The following is a 23471-nucleotide window of genomic DNA, read 5'->3' as shown; positions in this document are numbered from 1 at the left end:
TAGTTGCAGCTAAGCGAAGGACCTAAAACCCAAAACCTATCCAACCTATGAAAACGAGTCATCCCCAACCTCCGGTCTAGTACCGTCATACCCACGCCGCGCCGCGGCTGATCACTCCTACGTGCAATCTTACCTACCGGCTTGGTACTCCCAGGCATGTACCTGTATTGCCGATACCCTACCGGAGTGCTAAAGAAAAAAGACCACCCCATGGATTAGGCCCCACGGGATGGTCTGGATTGTTAAATTTTTCTTCACGATTTAACCATACAAAGGTATGACAAAATTTCTACGTCGTAGAGATAAAAGTGTCTTTTTTCTCCGAACCGACCCTATAACATTCATGCGTCTCTCTTGTCTCTATAGCATGATCTTTCTTAGCACCGCCACGGTGCTGGCGGCAAGCCCCTCCCGCGGGCAGGGACTCGATCAAGAGATCTTTATTGGAATGGATCATGAAAACCTCGAAGCGCTCATTAAGAAGATTGAAGCAGCGAGCGACTTTACCTCGGCATACTACTCCAGTGCTTTTGAACCTTACAACGACATCACGTTCGAGCCGGCAAAGCGGACTATACGAGAGGCGTTGGAGCTGGGGTTTCGAGGGACGGGGTTGGAGTACACGGTGAAGGGAAACGTGATTGTGGTGGGGAATAGAAGTGTTGGTGTTTTGGGAACTTCAAGTCCTGTTGGCATTGGTGACGCGACATTGGCTTCCGTGAGGGTAACCGGTAAGGTGAAGGATTCCAATGGAACTCCATTGCCCGGCGTAAACGTGTTGGTAAAGGGAACTACTATCGGTACCGCTACCGACGTTGAAGGCACCTTTGTTTTGGACATGCCTGAGGAAGGTAAAATACTGGTCTTTTCGTTTGTAGGCTTAAAGACGGTGGAGATGGATGCAACGGGAAGGGTGTCGTTTGATGTTACGATGGAGCCGGATGTGGCTACATTGCAGACGGTGGAGATTAGTGGAGGATACTATAAAACAACAAATAGGTCAAAAACGGGTTCGATTGTTAAAGTCACTGCGGATGAAATTGGGAAGCAACCAGTGACGAACCCGCTGATGGCGTTGCAAGGCAGGGTACCTGGCTTGGAGATCGTGCCATACAGCGGTGGGGCTGGGGGCGCAGTTAAGGTGGTAATAAGAGGACGTAATAGTCTTCGAAATAACACGTTGGAGGAGAGTGCCAGCGGTCCTCTGTTTGTTGTTGATGGTGTGCCGATTGATGCCAGTCCTTTACGTTCGAGCGCCTCCGGCGGATCACCCTTGCCTTATGGTTATGATCCCCTGAGCACTCTGAATCCTGAGAGCATAGAAAGTGTAGAGATTTTAAAGGACGGAGATGCGACAGCTATCTATGGTTCCAGGGGGGCTAATGGAGTTATACTCATCACGACCAAACGCAGCACACAAAAGGATAGAAGTAATGTAGACATTAGCGCTTACTCAGGGGTTGGGAGAATCGTAAATAGAATGGATGTGCTGAATACAGAACAGTACCTGGCCATGAGAAGAGAGGCTTTTGCTAATGACGGCGTAGAGCCGGGTATGTTTGATTTTGATATAAATGGGACATGGGATCAAACGCGCAACACAGATTGGCAGGAGGAGCTACTCGGGGGATCTGCGCGAATCAGTGATGTTCAAGCGGGCCTTTCTGGCGGAAATGGTAACACGACATTTAAGCTAGATGGCGGTTTTCATAAAGAAAGCGTCATATATCCTGGTGATTTTGGCTATCAACGCCTGACAGGAAATTTTACAATTAATCATTCTTCGCCCAATCAGAAACTTGCGGCCACAGTATCAATAATGTATGGCGCCGATAAAAGTAGCGTCTTTGAAGATTTCAATTTTGTTAATTATGCTTTAAGACTTCCTCCCAATGCGCCTCCTCTGTACAACGATGATGGAACATTAAATTGGGAAATCGTTGATTTTGGGTATTTCAAACTAAACAGCTTTAATAATCCGGTTGCAGGCCTTAAGAATACAAATAATTCCAAAGCCGGTAATCTGATAGTAAATAGTGTCCTGAGCTACTCGCTAGGGCAAGGCATAATGGCCAAGGTCAATATGGGGTTTACAGGTTTAAATAGAGAGGAACTGCTGAAGTTTCCTATAGAAGCCCTTTCCCCCACTACTATTTTTTCAAGCACAACTGGGAGTAACACTTTTGGACGCAGTAGTCGAGGATCATGGATTATAGAGCCACAAATGACTTATTCTAAGATTGCTGAAGGTCATAATCTTACGGCGATAATAGGGGCGTCGCTGCAAGAAAGTACCAGTCAATATCAGTCAATAACTGGTTTTGGATACTTGTCGGATGTTTTATTGGACAATTTGCGGGCAGCTTCCTTTACAAGTATAACAGTTGATACAAATAACCAATACAAGTACCTGGCTTTTTTTATGCGGGTGGGCTATGATTGGAAAGAGAAATATTTACTGAGCCTGACGGGGCGTAGGGATGGCTCATCTCGATTTGGTCCTGGAAAACAATTTGGAAATTTTGGCGCTGTTGGAGTAGGGTGGGTATTTTCTAATGAAGCACTTCTAAGAGACAAGAGAAGGATTTTGAGTTTTGGGAAATTGAGAGCCAGTTATGGAATAACCGGAAGTGATCAGATAGGTGACTATAAGTTTTATAATACGTACAGCATCTCCAGATATCCATATGATAACAATGTGGCATTAAGCCCGACAGCGCTTTATAATCCCAATTATTCCTGGGAATCTACAAGGAAATTGGAGGGCGCCGTTGAATTGAGCTTCCTTGAAGATAAAGTTTCATTAGAAGTCTCTTTTTATAGGAATCGGTCGTCCAATCAGCTGGTCAATTATCAATTACCTGTGATTACTGGTTTCAGTGGAGTGTTGTCAAACTTCAATGCTACAGTTGAGAATGCAGGTTGGGAGGCAATGTTAGGCATCAATCCTATCCAAACCGATCATTTTCATTGGAATTTTTCTGTCAATTTTTCAGCGAACAAGAACAAGCTTGTCGAGTTTCCGGGCATTGAGAATTCTTCATATTCTAAACTTTATGAAATTGGCAAGCCGCTTTCAGTTCAACGTCTGTATACTTACGAAGGGGTAAATCCGGAGACAGGAAGTCAGGAAGTGGCCGATTTCAATGATGACGGAGTTTTAGATGATAAGGATCGGAGATTTATGAGCCCGTTAGGACCTACATATTACGGTGGCATAAATAATACTATCAGTTTCCGCTCTTTTGATTTATCATTTCTATTTCAGTTTGTTAGACAAAAGCAACTGGGATATGTGTATCCACTTCCTGGTGCCGCTGGAAATGCGCCCGTGTCAGTCTTAAATCGATGGCAACGTGAGGGGGACGTAACCGATGTGGGAAGATTCTCACAGGACTTTATGAATTCGTACTACTATACGAAGTATGTTAGTGCAAGTGATTATCCTATCGAGGATGCGTCTTTTGTTCGATTAAAATCGATTTCATTGTCATATACATTTCCAACGTCAATTATCGAAAGAACAGCATTGAGTCAAGCTAAGATATTCGTACAAGGTCAAAATTTACTAACTATTTCGGATTACTCCGGGTTTGATCCAGAAACGGGTACAAGTGTTCCTCCTCTTAGGATGTTTACTCTTGGTATACAAGTCAGATTTTAGTTTTCGTGTTAATACAATAATTGATTGTTTATGAGTAATTCAGGATATAATATTGTTTTTACGATTTTTGTTCTAATTGTATTTATAGTCACTATGAGTTGTGATGATTTTCTAAAAGTCGATGTTGAAAAGTCGCAAATTACCAAGGATGCTGTGTTTTCTAATCCGGTCACTGCGACATCGGCCGTTACAGGAATATATAGCGATATGTACAATACGTTAGGAAGCTTCGCGAGTGGTAGTTATCGTAGTGTAACTGGCCTGTGCGCCATGTCTGGCGGCGAGTTAAATTATTACCCGGATGATGCTGAGTACTTAGCTTTTGAGAAGTACAAGGTCATGCCCACTAACACCAATGTTTTATCCCTTTGGACTTCGATGTATTATGCTATTTATGGAGCTAACAATGTAATTGAAGGGTTGAATAAATCTTCCGGGTTGGCGTTGGATTTAAAAAATCAACTTCTGGGGGAAGCTCTTTTTATTCGAGCATTTTCTTATTTTTATTTAGTCAATTTGTTCGGCCCGGTACCGATAGTTAATACTACTGATTATCTTTCAAATTCGATTCTGTCGAGGAACGAAGTTAGTGATGTATATCGGTTTATCATATCTGATCTGAGATTAGCCCAATCACTGGTGTCAAATGAATACCTAAATAATTCAAGAACAAGACCAAATAGGTGTGCCGTAACTACGCTGTTATCACGTGTATATTTATATACCGGAGATCATGAGAATGCCGAATTACAGGCGACCGATATTATTGAGGACTCAAGGTATGAGTTATTGGATAATTTAGATGAGGTATTTTTAAGCGATAGCCGGGAAGCGATTTGGCAACTGCGGCCGTCGTTGCCGTCATATAATACAAACGAGGCGGAAGTTTTTTTATTAGATGCTCCACCTGACATATCGCCATATAATCCCTTCGCCATCACGAATGAATTACTGCAGTCGTTCGAAGAAAACGATTTACGAATGGATAGATGGGTTAATTTGCTTGCCTCGGATAGCGCTGATTTCTTTTATCCGTTTAAGTATAGAATAAGTTATGGCAGTTTGCTGGAATATAGTATGGTCTTTCGATTAGCTGAAATTTACTTAATTAGATCAGAGTCACGTGCGATTCAGGGGAATCTCGCGGGTGCCATTGCAGATCTGGACTCTATTCGGAATAGAGCCATGCTTCCGCTGTTTTCGGATTTTAATCCAAGTGTTAGTAAGGGAGATTTGATTATCGCCATTGAGCACGAGCGGCAGGTAGAATTGTTTACGGAATGGGGACACCGCTGGATGGATCTAAAACGTACAAGGAGAGCAGATCAGATATTGTCTGGAAACGATGGGTATTCCTATGATGCGAAACTGTACCCTATTCCGCAATCTGAGTTTGAGAGAAATAGGTCCTTGGGCAGTCAGAATCCCGGATATTGATGTTACTAGTTTCAACTTTTACAATCTTTAAAATGAATAAAAGTCTAACATTTATTTTAGGTTTTTTAGGCTGTATTGTATACGGTTCGAATGGCCAGTCCATTGGTAAGTTTAACCCCAGTGCCCAACTACCCGTAGATACGACCCTGAAAATAGGCGAACTGGAGAATGGGTTCAGGTATTATATAAAAAAGTCCACCGATCATACTCAGACTATCCAATTGAGGTTAATTGTTAAAGTAGGTACGAAACACGAACCAGCGGACAAAAAGGAGATTGCCCACTTGATTGAACATTTGGCTTTTGAAGGAACCGCGAATTTTCCATTAGATAGTATAATCAGATATACCTCAAAGAAGGGAATGCTTTTTGGTGATCAGATTACAGCGTTTACTGCACCGTCGAAAACCGGTTATATACTGAATATTCCCAATAGCGATTTGAGTCTATTAGCAAATAGCCTTCTAATTTTACGTGATTGGGCACAGAATATGACCTTTGATTCGGCACGAATTCGTGCACAGATTGGCGCGGTTATAGAAGAAGGCAGATTTTCTCAGAATGGGCTAAATCCCGTGGCAATGTCGATCGAGGGCGGTAAAAAATTTAAGTCTGAGTTTGATGATACTGAGTTTAATAATGTGGAAGCGAACCTTAGGAAGATTGATAGGAAATCTGTTTTGCAATTTTACCACGACTGGTATAGGCCGGAGTTGGAGGCGGTTATTATTATAGGAGATGTTGATACCAAGAAAATGGAGGAAAATATCGTGGCGACTTTTTCTGATTTAAGAGCATACGAAAGGAGAAGAGGAACTGGTAAATATAATATTAGTAACTTGACTGACTCGGATAGCGATAATTTTATGTGTGCCACGAAATCAACCATCACGTCGATCAGTTTGGATCTCTTTTATAAACGTAAATTTATAATGAACCAAATGAAGACCCATGGTGATTATAGGACTTTTGTTAATGATGAGTTGCTAAATGTGTTGTTAGGCAATAGATTCAGAAATATTCCGCGACGTTATAATATTCCCAGTGTAAACAGTTGGATAGTCAAGAATGCCTACGAATCCGGGTGGGATTTCTTTACATTAAGGGCCGCACTGGATGATTCTTCTCAAATGGAAGAAGCCTTCAAGCAGGGGCTCGCTGAGCTGGAACGTTTGAGGCGCTTTGGCTTTTCAGCCGGCGAGCTTCGCGTTGCTAGGGAATCTCTTTTAAAAGATTTTGCTAGTGCAGATTTTACTAGCATTCGCTATCAGGTAGGAAGATGTATAGATCATTTCGTTACTGGTAAGTTTGTTTCGGACGTCACCTATGCACGGAATTTGGTTCAAGAATTGGTTGATAAATTGACTTTGCAGGAAATTAATAATTCTCTAAAGTCGTGGCTACAAACGCGAAGTATGCCTGATATTATAGTTATTGGTCCGTCAGAAGGAAAAGAACATCTCCCGCGTCAATCGGATTTCTTACAGTGGGGAAAGGAGGTGAGGAGGATAAGTGACATTGCCTCCATGGATACTGTTTCCCATGATCAAATATCTTTAATTGATACGGAAGTGATAAATACATTTTCAGATGATTTGATGTTTTCGGAGAAATGTTTGTATGATTCGATAAAAACTTTGGAGCTGAGTAATGGCGTAAAGGTATTGTTATTTCCGCCCAGACGATTGGTTGCTGACGGTCAATCTAAAATGATTATGCTGAACGGTTTTAGTTATGGAGGTAGTAAGCTTTATGAAGGTAAACAGAAAATTGTATGTGACAATGCGGTGAGTGTAGTTAGGCATTGCGGCGTTGGTGACTTTGATAAATTTCAACTCGAGGATTTTCTAAAAACGAAGAATGTGTATGTGTCTCCATTTATTGGGGATAGTCTGGAAAGTATTATTGGTAAATCTAGTATTAATGATGTTGAAATCATGTTGCAGGCGGTGTATCTATATTTTACATCACCAAGAAAAGATGATAATGCGTTTAAGGATTGGAGAATGACAAAAAAATCTGAGCTTAGAAGTATGTACTTTTCTTCTGGCAATTTTTTTGGAACGGTAGTGAATAATTTAACACATCATCAGAGCACTTTCTCACCTGACGACGTGGAAAGTATCAGTCTTGCAGACGCTTTGCGGATCTATGGTCAAAGATTCTCTGGTGTTTCTGATTTTGTTTTTTCTGTTTCTGGTGAGTATATATATGATGAAAGGCTGAGAGATCTCATTATTCGGTATCTAGGTAATATTCCAAGAGGAACGAAGGATCGGATACGTTCCGGATATAATCCTTTTGACTGTAGTAGAATGGATACTGTAATTTATCATGGCAGGCAGAAAATGGCTGAAGCTTATATGTATTTTACCAGTACGTGTGCTATTGAAGATGATATAAATAATATTCATGCTTTAGAAATTGTAACGGAATCATTCAGGAGGTCTGTTATTGATAGATTAAGGACTAAGGAAGGGGGAGTTTTTAATCCTATGGTTTACTTCAATCATGAAAAAATGTCAGATGACTCGATTGTCTTTCGAATTGGTGTTCACTTTTATTGTGAATTGGGAAATGAGCAAAATATGATTCGCGGTGTTATTGACGAATTTCAGATGTTAGTAGAAAATGGTATTAACCAAAATTCTCTTGATACTTCGGTTTCACTGGTTGGATCGCAATCCAGGTTGTATAATGACGATTATTCCAAAGAGGTGATGGCAATTGCCTTGGGTAATCGTTTGGATACTCAATCTTTAGGCAAAGATAGGATTTTAAAAAATGTGGAGGTGGAAGGTGTTCGGGCATTGATTCGTAGTTCTTTGGGTGTTAATAACCGTCAGATTTTTATATTATTACCCAGCGAAACGATGAATTAGATTTTGTTATATTTAGTTAGCTTAATGTAAGTAGTCTGTTGGAGCGTCAATCGACTACTGATTACTAACGACGGGACAAATATTTTCGAATGGTAGTTATTGTTTTAGGTTTGGTTATTGGAGTGAATAGGCTGTTTGTTTGGGTTGTACAGAACAGTTTGCCGGTGTATTGTTTCTGTGGAATCCTGCAACCTTTCACATGTGCTCTAGGGAACAATATTGCGAACGGCGACAATTTGTTTGCGTTTACTGATTTGAGGGGGATTGGGCGATCGCCTCTTAGTCGCAATGAACAGGTTGTAGGAGGGGTATTGTTGTCGTAGACAATTGCTATTGCTGGGCCGCTGATAGTCTGCACTTGTACTCTGCAGTCAGAAGTTCCACCTGGGCACGTAGGAACTCTTGTACAGACCAAGTCAGTTGCTCCAACGTAGAGCACATTAATATAGTCTGGCGATACCAGAGCTAGCTGTGCAAACACGCTTGCTGTTGCGAGGACCAAGGAGTCGATTCCGAGAACTGCGTTTTTTAATGCTCATAATTTAGCGTTTAAATAGGATGATTTTTAACGAGCGCAAAGTCTGATAAGTGGTTGTTTAAGTTTGAGTAGTTTGGTTTTATTCGCTGAGCTACTTTTGTGGATGTTGGTTCTGTTGATGGTTGAGATATATTATATTTTCAATTGGAATGTGCTAACGGGTAAGTTTTTTGTTTAACTAAGGAACAATGTTACGAGCTGCAACAATTTGTTTAGGTTTACTAACTGGAACTGTAGTTGCTAAAGTCGATCTTAATCAAACAGAACAAGTTGTGGGGAGTATTGTTGTCGTAAGCAACTGCTATTGCTGGGCCGCTGGTGATCTGTACTTGCACTCTGCTCTCCAAAGTTCCAGCGGGACACGTAGGAACTCTTGTACAAACCCAATCAGTTGCTCCGATGTAGAGCACATTAATATAGTCTGGTGGTGCCAGAGGTAGCGATGCAAACGTGCTTCCTGTCACGAGGAGCAAAGAAGCGATTCCGAGAACGGAGTTTTTAATGTTCATAATTTGAACGTTTAGACAGGATGATTTTTAAGGATGGCAAAAGTCGGAGAGGTAAGTTTTTATGTATTACAGTAGTCTGTTGAGGCTTCAACAGACTACTGATATTTAACTAGTTAACAATGTTGCGAACTGCAACAATTTGTTTAGGTTTACTAACTGGAACGGGAATTGGTGTATCTGATTTTAATCGCATAGAGCAAGTTGTGGGCGGAGTATTGTTGTCGTAGACAATAGCCGATGCGGGGCCGCTGGTAGTCTGTACTTGCACTCTGCAGTCAAAAGTTCCACCTGGGCACGTAGGAACTCTTGTGCAGACCCAATCAGGTGCTCCAACGTAGAGCACATTAATATACTCTGGCGATAGCAGAGGTAGCGATGCAAACACGCTTCCTGTCGCGAGGACCAAGGAAGCGATTCCGAGAACTGCGTTTTTAATGTTCATAATTTTTGTGTTTAAATTAATTGTTTGCTTACCTTGGTTTATCCAGGTGTTCAGCTACTATTCCTGACTTCATCGATAAAGATCTTTAGTTATTTGACGGTAATAGATTTTTGGATGTCATAAGCGAAGCTATTCCTAATACGACTTTAGAGTTTATATTTATATCGTTCGCTATGGTCTTATTTATAATTCCGTCTAGTTTGTTTTAACTCGTGATATTGCGAGCACCAGCAATTATCTTAGGTTTAATAATTATAATAATTATTATAATGTCTGTTTTTCTTCGCAAAGAGCAAGTTGTAGGCGGTGTATTATTGTCATAGACATTTGTAACCACTGGGCCGCTCACCGTTGGCACTTGTACCCTACAATCAAAAGTCGTTCCGGGTGAGCAGGTAGGGACTTTTGTACAAACCCAATCGGTGTCTCCAACATAGAGTACGTTGATAAATTCCGGCGTTGCCATAGATGTCGATGCGAAGGCGCTTCCTGTCGCAAGGACCAGGGAGACAATTCCGAGGACTACGTTTTTGATGTTCATAATTTTTAACGTTTAAAGTGGATGATTTTACGCGATCACACGGCTAAGAGGGTTCTATTTAAGTTCAAAGTTTTAACGTTTATTTGTTTGCTTGTCTTGCTGGTTAACACCTAATATTCAGACTTTTGTCAATAGAGAGAGACTTTGGTGCTTGATTATCTTTTAATGGCTATATTTTATATTTTGGTTGGATCCGGATATATTGTTTTGTCGAGTTCATAAACCACTAAATGCTTTCCGAATATCGCTGTCAAGTGATTCTCAACGATCATAAAGTCTGAAAGGTGATTGTTTAAGTAGTTTGGTATATGGAAACTACTCAGATATTCCCCCTTTTCTATGTCATATATATCTATTACACTAGATTGAAGGAAGGTGATTTGATCTTCATTTTTTGCCAGAACGTTGGAATTTATAAAAAGGTATTTATCATATGAGCAACTCTTTATGTTCGTAACGAATGATGATCCCCCCAGCATTTTAGTGCTTCCATCTTTTGAGTTTCCGATGTCGAGGTGTGCCGTTTTGAATGTATCTATCGTGTTTAGTCGGTTTATTGTTTTGAAGTCTTCGTCGATTATAAGATATTGATTTCGGTATGTGTAAACATAGATTGATTTATTTATTTGTTTGTTGTAGACCATGTTTCCAGATATGCATATTTGTCCGTCGATCTGCTTTTCAAGTATTGTGTGGTTAAATTTGAAACTTGGTGTATCATTTGGATTTCTTATTGCTAGGTCAAACTCATTATATCGGGTACTTAACGATCTAAGAGCGAAGGAATTTTTATAAGCTGGGATGGCTTCATCAAAGTAGTATGGTATGGTGTCTTTGAATATTTTTTTAGCGGTCCAGTTAATAGTGTCACCCTGCATGATTAGTGCCATGACCCCGTTGGTTAATGTGAAATTCGGTGGTTCGACGTTGGTTTTAAATTGATAGGGTTCTTTGAGGCTATCTATTCCAGTCAATGTTATTCTCTTTTTTGTGAGATTGGATAAATCACTATCGGCTATTGTAATGTTAAAGGGTCTTGATCGACTGGTAACATATACGCGCTCTTTTGTAACTCCGGATATATAAAAATCGCCGGCATCCAGTTTTTTCTCGGCTACCTTGATTAAAGGATAGTTTGTTAGAAACTTTCTATTAAAATTTCCTCTGTATATTTCCTCATTTATCGGGGAGAAGGAATACAGTATGAATAGCATTGCAGATATCGATAAAATGCAAGCTGCCATTATTAATGTATATTTTCGATTCATTGTTCTATCTTTTAAGATAGTGAAACATGAGGTGCTGATTTCGTTGTTTTTGTTTGTAAGCCGATTCCCAGCGCGGCTAACAGTGTGAAGCAGATGTTAAAGATCAAATGCTCGGTCCACCCCATATGGCTCAAAATTCCGCCACATGAACATGGTAGGGAGGGGCTAAATATTAGCATATACCCAATGTAGGCGCTAAATGCGAACATGATAGAGAAGGCAAAAAAGAGCCCCACCAGTCGTGTCCTTGGTATGAATAAGAGGATTGCAGCGATAATTTCGATTGACGGGACAAACCATGCCAATGTCGCGGCATAATTCATGATCAGGGGCGATCTGCTGATTTGGACCTGAAAGACTTGATAGTCAAAAAGCTTCATGAGCGCTGCATAGAGGAATAGCACCATGTAGAGAACTAAAATGATGTCCATTATGATTGACCTGGTTATTTTTATGGTTTTCATATGTGTCTGTTTATCTTGGTCTGTTGTTATGGTAATAGTGGAAAACTGATTTTGCCGGGATACAGATAGCGCATTAGAAAATGTATCACGCCGCAGTTTCCTGTCATTAGGTCTGCACTCACCGATTTGGCGCTATCGACCGCCCAATAGCGCGACCCGTCGGCTTGCGAATAGCCGCTACGGATAATTACCTGAGCAATCCAGTCGGCACGTTCACGCCATTCGTTATTGTTGAATATTTCTGCCGCCTCCAGATATACCTGACCAATTCCGCAGATTCCCTTTGCAATGCTTAGATTGTTGACTACAAGGTAGAATGGGATGTTGCGCAGTGTTCCCTCTACCAGGTTTTTGTAGCGGTCATCTTGTAGTATTTTGTAGGCGCGGATCATGCATAGCGCGATGCCGCTAAATCCATCGGTTAACCACGGACTTGCGTTTCTTCTTTTGTCACTGATCGGCCAGATGGGGTTGCCATTTTGCCTTGCCATTTTTTTACAAAGCCAGTTTAGCGCTTTTGTGGCGGATGCCTTAGACTCCTCATCTTTGTAGCGATGATAGTATTCAAGTAGGAAAATTATTATCCCGGCAACACCTTCTGAAAATCCTGTTTTTTTTTCTCCGTTATTTATCCAGGAGCCATCGTATTGTTGCGTTTTGATCAGGATATTAAGGCAATCTTGAAGTGCTTTTTTTAGCATCTGTTCGTCTAGGAATTGATCACACTGTAAGGCAGCTATTCCGTTTCCTGCTGCCCCTGTGGCCAGATTTGCATCAAGCGATAAGCAGTCCAGATAGTCTCTTATGATTGCTCGGTTCTCTGATGTGGAAGGAGTTAGTTTGCTTTCCATTCCTTTGGATAGATATAATGCGACTCCGGCCGTACCGGTAAACAGGCCACTGGGTCTTTTTAACCCATTTTGGGATAGATATTTAGATGTTAGGTAACGATAATTCTCACTATAGATTGATGACAAACTCTTTACAGAAATTTCTTCTTTTTTGGCGATTGCTAGTGTGTAGAGAACTCCACTAATTCCAGAATAGATCCCCGGCTGAATTTGTTTGCCATTTTCGATAATGCTCGAATGCCATATTTTGTCTGATCCCGTGAATAGAGGTGTGCTGAGTGCACGGAGACTATCTGTAATAAGATGATTTATTTGTATTTCACTTGGTCTCCTATTTTCTGGATGCCGGATATTTTGTGACGCTTTTAGGTTGTTTTGATATTCTTTTATTTGTGTTACTATGGTATTGAGCGACGGTCTTTCGTTAGGATTTGTGTCCAAGCATTTTATAATAAGCTGTACGATTTGTGCATCGCCGATTAGGTAATTTAGGTTTTCAGCTAAATGATTTGAATCCGAACTGTGTTTGGGGGTCATATTCGTGAAGAATAAGAACATCATTGCTCCTAGACTATAGACGTCTTCTTGTATTGTGGGTTCCCTTTCAGGGGATCTTTCTGGCGACGTGAAGCAATTAATTCCCGCATCAAATGGTGGAGATGGTACGGCCCTTTTATAGTCATATGCCAGTTCAAAGTCAATCATGATTAGGTTGTTATTTCGGTCAATCATGAAGTTTGTTGGAGAAATGTCTCGGTGAATGATGCCAACGTTATGTAATATGTTGACTGTGTTTAATAGCTGAATTAAATAGTTCAATAGGAGGTTCTTTTTATCCAGCGTAAGTGCGGGCCAGATGACATTCTCATTCACAATGCTGATTACCTCTTGTAACAGTTTTCCCTTAATTATCTCCATAGAGATATACACGTTGCCTTTTTCTTCAAACAGCTCGTATGGTTTTGGGACTCTTAGATGCTTCTGTAGATTCTGTTGAAGCGTAAATTGCCAGCGTAGCCGATCTCTCATATCCCGACCATGATTATCGCTGAGCATATCGTGTAACCCTTCTTTTAGGATGCAGTTTTTGAACCAAAACCCGTTAAGCCATAACGTCTTTAGTACGTTTCCTTTGGTGTCTGTCTTTAGTACTTCACGGATTAGGTACGAACTATGGATGATATTTGAAGCGCTTGCGGCGGGCTGTGCAATTTTCTGGAAACACCATTGTTGTCCTTTTGGCATTCGAAACGGAACGGGAAGTTCATGCGTTCCAGGTGTTAGATATTCATAATTAGCGTATACATTTCCGCTAAGTTTGGCATCTGTTGAGACAGCGGGCCCTGTAAATGGAAGGGTCAATGTTATAAGCGCTTGTACGAGATCGTTAGCCTTGTCTTTGTTTTCTGGATACAGGCATAGAATTTTTCCGATTTGTATGTTTCCCAGAAGTCCATCATTCATTGTAGACGCTATGTTTACATCGCGAACGATCTTGAATGCTATTTTCTCTTTAATAAGCAGCGGAAGCACGGTATTCAGCAGGGAGGTTATCTGATTCTTAATAACTGAAACATGCAAGACCCATCCTTCTGTATGCTTAACTGTCCCCACCTGATAATAATACTGGTCAGCTTCCTTAAACTTAATATTCTTCAACCGAAGCAATCGGCCGAAGTCATTCTTGTTGATCTGTGTTAACGATATAGTGTTCTGTGCATACATACGTTCATAATTTTAGCGCATCGATTCCGTTGAAGGTTTTCGGTTTGGGGCATATCGGTCTAACTGCAAAACGAAGCGTAGAGACCTGGCGGCACTGCGTGTTGTTAGTCACCGGTAGATAGATATAACAGTGAACCAGGCCTCGGGCTTCGCGGGAATTGTTGTGTATGTAAAGACTCGGCCGGTAGTTACTGATCACTCGGGCTATCGGCTTAGCAAGAGTAAAGATCATACAATCGGCCTAGCAGAAGGGGTAGGGATATTATCTTTGACGGAGTCTTTTTATAGCTAAGAGGGTTTACGAATTCGGGAAAAAACGTTGCTTGGCCTGGATGGGCGGGTGGCCGAACTTCTTATGGAAAGCGCGGGTGAAGTCATTGCTGAATTTATAGCCGACGCGTTTGGCGACAACCGCGATGGAGGTGTCGGTGGACATGAGCATTTTGTAGGCGGTGGTGAGGCGGACGTCGGCGAGGTACTGCATGGGGGTGGTGTTGAATGCCGTCTTGAAGCGGAAGGCGAGGTTGCGTTTGCGGACGCCGAGGGTGTCGGCGAGGAGGTCGACGGTCCAGGGGCGGTCGTATTGGGCGGTGAGGAGCTCGTGGGCGGCGAGGGCCACGGTGTCGGTATGTGGCGGCGGTTTGGGTGGGGTGAGCTTGAACTTGCGGGGGACCTGGTGCAGGTGCAGCATGATGAGCGAGGTGACCAGCTGGCACAGGAAGGGGGTGCGGCTTTGGTCGTCGGGCAGGCGCATGGTGAAGAGCATGGTGGCAATGTTTTTCATGCCGGTGGGCAGGGGGCGGGGCTCGGTGAAGGCGCGGTAGGGTTTGCTGTTCACGATGGCGTTGCGGAAGTCGAGGACGGCGTCGGGGTAGGTGGACTCGAAGGGGGTGAGGAAGTCGGCGGGGATGGTGATGAAGAGTATACTATGACTACCGGCGCCCAGGGTGATGGTTGCCCAGCCGCCGAGGGTGTGGAGCAGCTGGTAGGTGCCTTCGAGGATGGCGGTGGTGTGGATGCCCTGGTCGAGGGTAAGGTAGCCGGCGTGGTTGACGATGATGCCGGCGAACGCGGGGAAACGGAAACGGATCTTTTGTGCCTGGTCCTGCGCGAAGCGGAGGAAGGCAACTTCTAACTCCGTCCCGGAATCAGGAGACGGAATTTTGAGGGTCGTGATGTCATCCTTTTTCATGGGTGGGGGGAATAGTATATAATATAACGTATATAGAGGGCCTTCTACAATTTTTAGGGCACGGATTTTTAAGGTTTCCCCAAAAAAGTATCGGGGTGGCTGATAGTGAAATGAAAGTGGCTGATAGTGAAATGGAATATTGGGGAAGAGTATAGTTTTGAGGATGGGCCTTGGGCTTGGTGTCGGCGTGGGCTGTGTTCTTGTATGGTAATGCAGGTTACGACGTTACCGTAAGGCGGTCGGGAGACCGCCACCATACTGGGCACCGGTGACACGCCTGCGCTTCGCTGGGCGCAACACCGGCGCCAGATCTTGAGGATGCCGGCAAAGTTTTATGAGTTGTATGATTGAGGTCATAGGGGCACGGGGGGGCTGCGGGTATTTTTGGTGTATAACTAAAAATGCTTATGAATATTCAATCTATGGCTGCGGAAGGCGGGGTGCCGACGGTGGCGCAATGGGCGATCGATCACCCGGGGGCTTTGTCGGTGTTTACAAAGTATAATATTGACTATTGCTGTGGGGGACACCGCAGTTTGGAAGAGGCGTGTGTGCGCGTGGGGTTGGACCCGGTGATGATCGCGGCGGAGATCCGGCAGGCGGCGCCGTCGGCGGGTGGACAGGTGCTGCGGCCGGAGACGTGGGGGTCTGCGTTGCTGGCGGACTTTATCGTGCAGCAGCACCATGCGTATGTGCGCCATGCTATACCGGAGCTGGACGCCCTGACGGAGCGGGTGTGCGAGCGGCATGGGCATGATACGCCTGCGCTGATCCCGATCCGGGAGGCGTTCCTGGCGCTGGCGGAGGAGCTGTCGGCGCATATGGAGAAGGAGGAGCTGATCTTGTTTCCGACGATCAAGCGGCTGGAGGAGGCGGAGGCAGTGCCGGAGCATCAACATCCGATCGAGCGGATGCTGCAGGCGCCGATCGCGGCCATGGAGGATGAGCATGAGGCGGCCGGGAATCTGATCAAGCAGATCCGGGCGCTGTCGGCGAATTATACGCCGCCGGAGTTTGCGTGTGCGACGTTTCGGATTACGTTTCAACGGCTGCGGGAGTTTGATGAGGATTTGATGAGGCATATTCATTTGGAGAATAATATTTTGTTTGAAAGGTTTAAGAGGGCGTGGGTGTGAGGTATGGGTAAGACGTTGGCAGGTGAGCGATGTAGTGGGCACGGGTTACGACGGTACCGTTGGGGGGTCATAGACCCCCCGCCATGCTGGGTCCAAGTCTCCGCCCCGAGACGGGGCTAAGACTTGAACCAGACGCTGGTGTGTAGGGGCGTTGCCCCTACAACCCCTTGGGTATTGTGCGCTGTGCGCGCAATGCTGCGATGGGAGTAATATGTCAGTGGGTGGGGTGATGGATGTCAGGATTAGACACATGCTTTACTGTTAGCTTTATGGGTAAACGAAAAAGAAGAGTGTTTCCTGAGAAGATATTGATGCAGTATCATGCGAAGCTGGTGTCGGTTCGGAAGGATCAGATGCTGGTGTGTGAGGGGGATGCGGCGACGGACTACTTGCAGGTGGAACGCGGCGCGGTGAAGATGTTTATTGTGAACCCCCAGGGGCAGGAGTTTATCCAGGGAATTTTTTGCGCGGGAGAAAGCTTTGGCGAGCCGGCGCTGATCGGTAAGTTTCCGTACCCCGGGAATGTGGCGGCGCTCGAGCCTTCGCAGGTGTGGAAGCTGCCGGCGGATTATTTTTTCCAGATGCTCAAAGAAAATTTTGACCTGCACCTGAAAATGGACGGGGTGTTGTGTGAGCGGCTGCGGTATAAGTCTATGGTGTTGTCGGAGATCTCCAGTTATGAGCCGGAGCATAGGATCCTTTCGCTATTGAAGCACTATAAATCCAAGAATGCTACGGGGCGCGATGCTGGCGTGATTATTCCGTATACACGGCAGCAGTTGGCCGACATGACCGGGCTGCGGGTGGAGACGGTGATCAGAACGGTGAAGAAAATGGAGAAGGAGAAGAAGTTGTCGTTGCTCGATCATAAGATCCGGTTTTGAATCAAGGCGGTCGGGAGACCGCCCCCATCCGCCAGTAGTCGGACACAGTACGAGGCACCGGTCAGATACCGGCGCCAGAATTTTTTTTTGCTCTCGCGCTGATTCTTCCTATAAATCTTTTTTACTGAAGATGTGTAATGACAGGTAGCAGGGGAGGGCGATCCATACGGCTAATAGCGTGGTGGAGAGGAGTATGCCGGTGTGGCTGCCGAAGAAGGATTTGTAGAAGGCGCCGGTGTAGCCCATGAGGGCGGAGATGTCCAGCTGGAGGAGCATGATGACGCGGGCGAGGTCGACGGGGTTGAGGGCGATGAGGGCGAGGGTGACCTTTTCGAGGGGGTAGTCGCTGAAGGCGTAGACGAACCATAATAAGAAGCCGTCGTAGATCAGGGAGAAATAAAACCAGAACAGGAGGGCTACGCCGATGGCTTTGGCTTTGTCGCGGGTGAGGACGGCGGCCAGGAAGGCGAGCGAGACGAATACCAGCGTGAGCACGGTGCCGCAGCACAGCAGGGTGATGGCGGCGGGGGTGGCGCCGTAGAGGAGGATGGGGAGGCCGCAGCCGAGCAGGAAGGCGATGCTTAACGAGCAGGCTACTGCGATGTATTCGCCCAGGAAGATCACTTTGCGGTCGACGGGTTGGGCGAGCATGAGCTCGATGAACTCGTAGGAATTATAAAAATGGATGGTGGTGAAGACGATGCCGACCAGGGGGATGACCATGAGCACGATGTTGAGCAGGCTCATGACCACTTTGGACGGATCGTTGTCGAGCTGGAACATGGCCAGCGTGCTGATGAACAGCAGCGCGGTATACAGCAGCATGAACCGCGTGCGGAGGATGTCGTATAGAACGTATTGGATGATGCGGCGCATAGGCTTAATGTTGAACGGGTTCCTGTAATTGTTTTTGGCGGATCATGGTGGCGACGGCGCGGCCCAGCCGGGGCTCCTGCGTGTCGGCTTTGAGGGCGGCGATCGTGTCGTTGAAATGGATGCGGCCTTCGAACAGGTATACCAGGTCGGTGGTGAGCTCGTCGAGGTCGCTGAGGATGTGCGAAGTGACGATGACGAGCTTGCCGTTCTCTTTCTCGGCGAGGATCTTTTCTTTCAGCACCTCGACGGACACGGGGTCCAGCCCGGCCGTGGGCTCGTCGAGGATCAGGACGGGGGGGCGGAAGAGAAAGGCCAGCGCCGCGCTTACTTTCTGGCGTGTGCCGCCCGATAGGGTGTGCATGCGTTTGCTGTACATGCCGGCGAGTTTGAACTTTTCGATGAGCTCTTCGTCGGGTGTGTGGGCGCCGGTGCGGATGTTCTTCATCATGTCGACGATCTGGCCGATGGTCATATTTTCGGGGTAGCGGCCGATCTGCGGCATGTAGCCGATCTTTTCGCGGTACTGCCAGTGGCGCGCGATGGAGGTGCCGTCGAAGTATATATCCCCGGCGCTGGGCAGCACCATGCCCAGGATGCTTTTGATGAGCGTGGTCTTGCCCGAGCCGTTGGGCCCCACCAGCGCATAGGAGCGGCCGGCGGTGAGCGTGAGGTCGATGCCGTCGAGCACGGTGAGCTTGCCAAAGGTTTTGCGTACGTTCTTAATGGAGATCATGCGGTGTCATAGCGGGTGAGTTGTCTTTCAGGTTTTCGGGCGTGATGGCGGGGATGGCCTTTTCGGCGTTGTCCATGAGCAGCACCAGGAAGCTGCGCCACAGCAGCACGGCCGCGGGCATTTGCTCGACGACCATGGAGTACATGCTGACGGGGTGAAAGGGCACGTCGCCGATGTGGTCTTTGTCCAGGTCGTAGCCCTGGTATTTGTCCCAGTAGTTGCCGTCGACGTGGTTGAGCACCAGCGTGCCGTTGGTGGCCAGGTCGAAGGTGTTTGCCTGGAAGTTGTTTTGCTGAAAGGTATTGTCGTCGCAGCTGGCCTGGAGGCGTACGGCGTAGCCGTTGCCGTCGAATTCGTTTTGGGTGAACCGGATGCGGCTGGAGCCTTCCATAAAAATGCCGACGCTGTTTTGGATGAACCGGTTGTGATGTACTTCGCTGTCGCGGATGTCTTTGAGCAGCAAGCCGTAGGCGGACGAACCCCAGTTGTGCGCGAAGGTGTTGTCGAGCATCTTCACGCCATAGGTATACATGACGGCCACGCCGGCGCCGTTGTTCTCGAAGGTGTTGCGGCGGTACTCGTTGTTGTGGGAGAACATGAAGTGCAGGCCGTAGCGCAGGTTGCCTTCACTGTAATTTTCGGTGATCAGCGAGTTGGTGACAAACTCGAAGTAGATGCCGTCGCGGTGGCCGTGCACGCGGTTGTTGTGCAGGGTCATGTGCTGGCATTTCCAGAGGTGGATACCGTTGCCGACCTGGTGCTCGACCCGAACCTGCGCGTGCAGGGTGTTGTCTTCGATGCGGCAGTGGGAGGAGTTGGAGATGTGGATGCCGAAGAAGGTGTCATCGAACTGGTTTCCGCGAATGCGGACGGCCTCGGAGTCGAGGATCCTGACGCCGGCCAGGTCGTGGATGCTGGAGATGCCGGTGTGCACAAAGCGGAAGCCCTGGATGATGACGTTCCGGGCGTGCACGGTGAGCAGCTCATCTTTATGCCGGCCGTCGAGCACGGGGTAGTGCTCGCCGAGCAGCACGAGTGATTTTTCGATGACGATGTTGCCTTCCGCATAGGTGCCGGCCTGCACGCGGATGGTATCGCCCGGCTGTGCCTGTGCTACGGCTTGCTTCAGGCTGGTGAGCGGGCCGGTCTTGCTGACGGTTACCGTGCGGCCCAGCAGCGGGAGTACCGGTAGTAAATATAGCAGCAGGATCAGTCTCATGGATGGGCGGCTTGGGTGGTGACCTGTTGCCAGGTAAGGAAGGCGCCGTGCCAGGTCTTCTGGAAGGCGTCGCGGTCGGCGCGGTGGGCGAAGGCGGCGAGGTTGCTGGCCATGGGACTGCCGACGGCGTCGGCCTGCAGGTAAAAGGCCGCCGCGGCATCGACCAGGGTGCCGGTGGTAAAGTCGGTGATGAGGGTGTGGGCGATGTCGGCGGGTTTGACCTCGCCGGCGTGTAAGAACGAGACCAGGCAGCCGGTGTCGTCGAAGATATATACTTTGCCTTTGCGGGTCACGATCTCGGCGCCGAACTTCGGGTCCATCAGCGTCATTTTGCAATGGTGGCAGGCGTCCGTGCCGTATTGGATCGGCGCGGGACCGACGGTGCACGATGCCAGGGCGAAGCTGAGCAGCAGGGCGGCGACAGGGGTAGCGGTGATGCGGTGCGTTTGCCAACGGAGCGGGCACACTTCGCGCGCGACGGCGGCAAAGGCCAGCAGGGCGGAGGCAAAAAAGATCCACCCGCCGGTGGCCGGTCCGGAGAAGGCGGTGAAGTTGAGGAGCTGCCTGGTGCCGAGCAGCGGCGGCTGGTAGGACATGCCGGGCACGACGATGGGCGCGGTAGGGTCCAGGTTGTGGCCATAGTTATACCCCCAGAGGTAAAAGTCTACCAGGGCGGCCACGCCGCAGCCGAGCAGCAGCAGGGCATAGCCGACGAGGGCGCTTCGTTTGTTGATGACGGCCGCGAGCAGGCCGGCGCCGATGACGGCGGCGACGATGTATTTCATATAGCCGAACTCGGGAAACATGCTCACCTCGATGTGTTTCATGCCGATGTAGTGGTTGAGGGCGCTGATGATCTTTACGTCGCCGGTGATGTTGTCGATCCAGATCTTCATTTCGAGGCCCTCGGGGTATTGCGGCGCCCACATCAGGATCTGCCAGAGCGGCACGTAGTAGGCGGCCAGCAGCATGCCGGCCGAGAGGACCAGGGCGATCCTGGAAAAGGGATTTAACGTCTTCATATCTCTGTGTTTAAATGAGGCCCCGTTCCCCCGATAGCTATCGATGGGAACAGGGGCCTTCAACCTTCAAACTATGATGCTTTGCTACTGGGCTGCGCCGCTGGTCTGATCTTCGATTTTGCCGGTGGAATATTTTAACGGTACGTTGTTGCCGGGCGCGGATACGCGTGCGTACCCCTGCATTTCCTGGTGCAGGGCCGAGCAGAAGTCGGTGCAGTAGTAGGGGAATATTCCGACTTTGTCGGCCTTCCATTTCAACGTTTGGGTTTCGCCGGGCATGATGAGGATCTCCGCGTTCAGCGCGCCTTTGACAGCGAAGCCGTGCGGCACATCCCAGTCCTGCTCGAGGTTGGTGACGTGGAAGTATACATCGTCGCCTTGTTTGATGCCCTCGATGTTGTCGGGCGTGAGGTGTGAGCGGATGGCCGTCATGTATACGTGCACCTCGTTGCCTTTGCGCTCGACCTTTGTCTTGGCTTCGCCCAGGGCGGCATAGGGGTGCTTGTTCTCTTCCAGTTTGAAGATCTTGACCGACCTGGGCGTAATGAGGCCGGCCGGGATGGCCTCGGCGTAGTGTGGCTCGCCCGTGGTAGGGAAGTCGAGGATGAGCTTCATCTTTTCGCCGCTGATGTCGTACAGCTGCGCGGACTGCGTAAGCTCCGGCCCGGTGGGCAGGTAGCGGTCTTTGGTGATCTTGTTATAGGCGACTACATACTTGCCATGCGGCTTGCGGGTAGGACCTCCGGGCACCGAGAGGTGGCCGATGGAATAATAGGTCGGTACACGGTCGATGACGGCCAGGTCTTTGATATTCCACTTGACGATCTCCGACGATACGAACATAGAGGTATAGGCATTGCCTTTGCCGTCGAACTCGGTGTGCAACGGGCCCAGGCCGGGTTTCTGCACTTCGCCGTAGAGGGCGGACTCGTACTTGATGACGGGGATGCCGGCAAAGTCGCCTTCGAAGTCCTGTTTGGCGATGGCCTCCTGGACCTTGGCAAACGAGAACACGGGGATGAGGGCGGCCAGCTTGCCGCTGCCGATGATGTATTCACCGGTAGGGTCTACGTCGCAGCCGTGGGGTGACTTGGGACAGGGTATGAAGTATATGATGTCCTTGAGCTCCAGCGGGTCGAGCTGCAGTACTTCCCGGAGAATCTCCGAGGTGGCAGTGTGTGTAGACTCGTCCAGCGTGTTGTGGGCATATTCAGCCTTGACGGTTTTCCCTTTTCCGGCCTTCAGGTATTCTTCGGCTTTCTTCCAGTTGACGGCCATGATGAAGTCCTTGTCTTTCTGGGAGGCGTTCACTTCCAGCAGGGTATAGGCCTGCTCGGTGTTATAGCAGGAGAAGAAGAACCAGCCGTGGGAAGGGCCTTTGCCGGCGCGGGCCAGGTCGAAGTTGACACCGGGCGTGACGAGCTGGAAGGCGATGTTCATGCGGCCGGAGGTATCGACCTTGATGAAGCTGACGGTGCCGCGGAAGTTCTTTTTATACGAGCTGATGGGCACGTCGGTATTGTCGCCCATCGGCACGCTGAAGCGCGTGCCGGCCACGACGTACTCGGTGTTTTCGGTAATGAACGGCGAGGAATGGTTGCCGCCGCTGTTGGGCAGCTCGAGGATCTCGGCGGTCTTGAAGGTGCGCAGGTCGATGCGGGCCACGCGCGGCGTATTGTTACCGTTGGCGAAGGCCCAGCGGCCGTCGTGCTCGCCTTGCGTGGTGGACAGGGCGATGTGGTGCAGGTCGTCCCACGGCACAAAGCCGTGCGAGGTGTTGAGCATGGGCTTGCTTTCTTCGCTGTAGCCGTAGCCGTTTTCGGGAAAGGTGGAGAACACCGGTATAATTTTGAAGAGACGGCCCGAGGGCAATCCGTAGATGCCGATCTGGCCGTTGAAGCCTCCGGAGACGACGTTGTAGAACTCGTCGTATTTACCGGGCGCAACGTATACCTTGCTGGCCGCGTCGCCGGTGAGGGCTTGCTCGGGGCCGGAAGGTTTACAGCGTTGCGCGGAGAACGCGGCCGCGACGGCCAGCATTCCGAATAGAACTCGATTGATTGTTTTCATGGAAGTATAGTGTGGCGT

The 23471-nt window shown here is 47.7% G+C and carries 15 protein-coding genes; 5 read left to right on the top strand and 10 right to left on the bottom strand.

Annotated features, from left to right (window positions below; genetic code table 11):
* The first annotated feature begins 277 nt into the window (after positions 1-277).
* From KK078_RS11105 to KK078_RS11095, 3 genes are read left to right on the top strand one after another with little or no spacing between them, the layout of a single operon-like run.
* Entirely contained in the window at positions 278-3664 is a 3387-nt protein-coding gene (locus KK078_RS11105) for a SusC/RagA family TonB-linked outer membrane protein (protein WP_254090344.1), read from the top strand.
* Positions 3665-3694: 30 nt separating this feature from the next.
* The gene (locus KK078_RS11100) at positions 3695-5101 is read left to right on the top strand and encodes a RagB/SusD family nutrient uptake outer membrane protein (protein ID WP_254090343.1); all 1407 of its coding nucleotides are present in this window, start codon (positions 3695-3697) and stop codon (positions 5099-5101) included.
* Between the two features lie 32 nt (positions 5102-5133).
* Positions 5134-7983, top strand: a complete 2850-nt coding sequence (locus tag KK078_RS11095) for a M16 family metallopeptidase (protein WP_254090342.1) — start codon at positions 5134-5136, stop codon at positions 7981-7983.
* A gap of 1694 nt (positions 7984-9677) precedes the next feature.
* Here the strand turns inward: KK078_RS11095 and KK078_RS30790 are convergent.
* The 5 genes from KK078_RS30790 to KK078_RS11080 form a co-directional block, all read right to left on the bottom strand.
* Positions 9678-10013 (bottom strand): DUF6520 family protein, encoded by a 336-nt coding sequence (locus tag KK078_RS30790; protein ID WP_394370559.1) that lies wholly within the window; start codon positions 10011-10013, stop codon positions 9678-9680.
* Between the two features lie 176 nt (positions 10014-10189).
* A complete protein-coding gene (locus tag KK078_RS11090) occupies positions 10190-11281 on the bottom strand; it encodes a hypothetical protein (RefSeq protein ID WP_254090341.1) in 1092 nt (363 codons plus the stop codon).
* Between the two features lie 11 nt (positions 11282-11292).
* Complete coding sequence (locus tag KK078_RS30785) at positions 11293-11712, bottom strand: MauE/DoxX family redox-associated membrane protein (RefSeq protein WP_394370558.1); 420 nt, start codon at positions 11710-11712, stop codon at positions 11293-11295.
* A gap of 59 nt (positions 11713-11771) precedes the next feature.
* On the bottom strand, positions 11772-14321 hold the full coding sequence (locus tag KK078_RS11085; RefSeq protein WP_254090340.1) for a protein kinase/lanthionine synthetase C family protein: 2550 nt from the start codon (positions 14319-14321) through the stop codon (positions 11772-11774).
* 298 nt (positions 14322-14619) lie between these two features.
* On the bottom strand, positions 14620-15513 hold the full coding sequence (locus tag KK078_RS11080; protein WP_254090339.1) for an AraC family transcriptional regulator: 894 nt from the start codon (positions 15511-15513) through the stop codon (positions 14620-14622).
* Between the two features lie 407 nt (positions 15514-15920).
* On the opposite strand from KK078_RS11080, the gene ric reads away from it, so the two are divergent.
* The gene (gene ric / locus KK078_RS11075; RefSeq protein ID WP_254090338.1) at positions 15921-16649 is read left to right on the top strand and encodes an iron-sulfur cluster repair di-iron protein; all 729 of its coding nucleotides are present in this window, start codon (positions 15921-15923) and stop codon (positions 16647-16649) included.
* Between the two features lie 269 nt (positions 16650-16918).
* Positions 16919-17533 carry a Crp/Fnr family transcriptional regulator gene (locus tag KK078_RS11070; protein ID WP_254090337.1) on the top strand — a complete coding sequence of 205 codons (615 nt, stop codon included), beginning with the start codon at positions 16919-16921 and terminating at the stop codon, positions 17531-17533.
* Positions 17534-17641: 108 nt separating this feature from the next.
* Here KK078_RS11070 and KK078_RS11065 read toward each other — a convergent pair whose 3' ends face one another.
* The 5 genes from KK078_RS11065 to nosZ form a co-directional block, all read right to left on the bottom strand.
* Entirely contained in the window at positions 17642-18409 is a 768-nt protein-coding gene (locus KK078_RS11065) for an ABC transporter permease subunit (RefSeq protein WP_254090336.1), read from the bottom strand.
* Positions 18410-18413: 4 nt separating this feature from the next.
* Positions 18414-19142 carry an ABC transporter ATP-binding protein gene (locus tag KK078_RS11060; protein WP_254090335.1) on the bottom strand — a complete coding sequence of 243 codons (729 nt, stop codon included), beginning with the start codon at positions 19140-19142 and terminating at the stop codon, positions 18414-18416.
* Positions 19129-20361, bottom strand: a complete 1233-nt coding sequence (locus KK078_RS11055; RefSeq protein ID WP_254090334.1) for a nitrous oxide reductase family maturation protein NosD — start codon at positions 20359-20361, stop codon at positions 19129-19131. Before KK078_RS11055 ends, KK078_RS11060 begins: the two co-directional genes overlap by 14 nt.
* Entirely contained in the window at positions 20358-21383 is a 1026-nt protein-coding gene (locus KK078_RS11050) for a nitrous oxide reductase accessory protein NosL (RefSeq protein WP_254090333.1), read from the bottom strand. The genes KK078_RS11055 and KK078_RS11050 overlap by 4 nt, the downstream gene beginning before the upstream one ends.
* A gap of 84 nt (positions 21384-21467) precedes the next feature.
* Entirely contained in the window at positions 21468-23453 is a 1986-nt protein-coding gene (gene nosZ / locus KK078_RS11045) for a Sec-dependent nitrous-oxide reductase (protein WP_254090332.1), read from the bottom strand.
* Positions 23454-23471: the final 18 nt, after the last annotated feature.

Origin of the sequence: Dawidia soli (assembly GCF_018598185.1) — a bacterium.
Taxonomy (GTDB): Bacteria; Bacteroidota; Bacteroidia; order Cytophagales; family Cyclobacteriaceae; genus Ohtaekwangia; species Ohtaekwangia soli.
Note: the sequence above shows the minus strand (reverse complement) of the source record. Positions and strands in the feature narration are given on the sequence as shown.

What these genes read in the sequence shown, in the direction of transcription:
- KK078_RS11090 (WP_254090341.1), bottom strand. Translation starts at nt 11,281, where the DNA reads ATGAATCGAAAATATACATTAATAATGGCAGCTTGCATTTTATCGATA.
- KK078_RS11065 (WP_254090336.1), bottom strand. Translation starts at nt 18,409, where the DNA reads ATGCGCCGCATCATCCAATACGTTCTATACGACATCCTCCGCACGCGG.
- KK078_RS11050 (WP_254090333.1), bottom strand. Translation starts at nt 21,383, where the DNA reads ATGAAGACGTTAAATCCCTTTTCCAGGATCGCCCTGGTCCTCTCGGCC.
- KK078_RS11095 (WP_254090342.1), top strand. Translation starts at nt 5,134, where the DNA reads ATGAATAAAAGTCTAACATTTATTTTAGGTTTTTTAGGCTGTATTGTA.
- KK078_RS11080 (WP_254090339.1), bottom strand. Translation starts at nt 15,513, where the DNA reads ATGAAAAAGGATGACATCACGACCCTCAAAATTCCGTCTCCTGATTCC.
- ric (WP_254090338.1), top strand. Translation starts at nt 15,921, where the DNA reads ATGAATATTCAATCTATGGCTGCGGAAGGCGGGGTGCCGACGGTGGCG.
- KK078_RS30790 (WP_394370559.1), bottom strand. Translation starts at nt 10,013, where the DNA reads ATGAACATCAAAAACGTAGTCCTCGGAATTGTCTCCCTGGTCCTTGCG.
- nosZ (WP_254090332.1), bottom strand. Translation starts at nt 23,453, where the DNA reads ATGAAAACAATCAATCGAGTTCTATTCGGAATGCTGGCCGTCGCGGCC.
- KK078_RS11055 (WP_254090334.1), bottom strand. Translation starts at nt 20,361, where the DNA reads ATGAGACTGATCCTGCTGCTATATTTACTACCGGTACTCCCGCTGCTG.
- KK078_RS11085 (WP_254090340.1), bottom strand. Translation starts at nt 14,321, where the DNA reads ATGTATGCACAGAACACTATATCGTTAACACAGATCAACAAGAATGAC.
- KK078_RS11060 (WP_254090335.1), bottom strand. Translation starts at nt 19,142, where the DNA reads ATGATCTCCATTAAGAACGTACGCAAAACCTTTGGCAAGCTCACCGTG.
- KK078_RS11070 (WP_254090337.1), top strand. Translation starts at nt 16,919, where the DNA reads ATGGGTAAACGAAAAAGAAGAGTGTTTCCTGAGAAGATATTGATGCAG.
- KK078_RS11100 (WP_254090343.1), top strand. Translation starts at nt 3,695, where the DNA reads ATGAGTAATTCAGGATATAATATTGTTTTTACGATTTTTGTTCTAATT.
- KK078_RS30785 (WP_394370558.1), bottom strand. Translation starts at nt 11,712, where the DNA reads ATGGACATCATTTTAGTTCTCTACATGGTGCTATTCCTCTATGCAGCG.
- KK078_RS11105 (WP_254090344.1), top strand. Translation starts at nt 278, where the DNA reads ATGACAAAATTTCTACGTCGTAGAGATAAAAGTGTCTTTTTTCTCCGA.